The following is a 712-nucleotide window of genomic DNA, read 5'->3' on the forward strand; positions in this document are numbered from 1 at the left end:
TTGCGTGTCGGCGATCTGGAAATCGACCTCCTCAGACGCCGTGTGCGCCGCGGTAACGTCCGCATCGACCTGACTGCGCAGGAATTCACGCTTGTGAAACTCCTCGCCGAGAGGCAGGGTGAAGTGGTCACGCGTTCAGTCGTCACGTCACACGTCTGGGACATGAACTTCGACAGCGATACGAACGTCGTTGAAGTGGCCGTCAGACGTCTGCGCGCGAAGATCGACAACCCATTCGACAAGAAACTGCTCCATACGGTCCGTGGCATGGGCTATGTGATGGAAGAGCGATCATGACTGCCGCGGACGGAGCGTACTCGCTGCTCAAGCGTCTGAGTCTCGCTTTCACTATCGTCGCCATATTGGTGCTCTCGCTGGCCGGCGCCCTTCTCTATCATTCGCTGTCGAGCCAACTCATGCACCGCGACGACAGCGAGATTTCGGTCCAGCTCGACGGGTTTCTGGCGGCAGCTCGCGGATATGGCTCGGCGGCGGCGGTCGGCAGCAATAGCGACCTGTTTCGCGAGGAATTGCTCACGCATCCCGCAATCTCATTCGCCATACTGGATGGTCAAGGAAGAGTATTGGCCGACTCGGGCCGGCGGGACCAGAGCTTGCAGTCGATTGGGCCGGGCAATCCGGCAGAACAGCTGCCTTATTCATGCTCTCCCCCGTCCATAGGACCTTCGCGCTGCGTATTCGGCGACGAAAA

Annotated in this window: 1 protein-coding gene and 1 pseudogene; both read left to right on the top strand. The window is 59.6% G+C overall.

What is annotated here, in order from left to right:
- Window positions 1-297 (top strand): winged helix-turn-helix domain-containing protein (locus tag P0D89_RS53725; RefSeq protein WP_408371422.1); only part of this gene is annotated, 297 nt, incomplete at its 5' end.
- Window positions 294-712, top strand: a pseudogene (locus P0D89_RS53730) (heavy metal sensor histidine kinase); the annotation flags it as partial. The gene P0D89_RS53725 and the pseudogene P0D89_RS53730, both read left to right, overlap by 4 nt.

Origin of the sequence: Paraburkholderia sp. RL18-085-BIA-A (genome assembly GCF_046027075.1) — a bacterium.
Classification (GTDB): Bacteria; Pseudomonadota; Gammaproteobacteria; order Burkholderiales; family Burkholderiaceae; genus Paraburkholderia.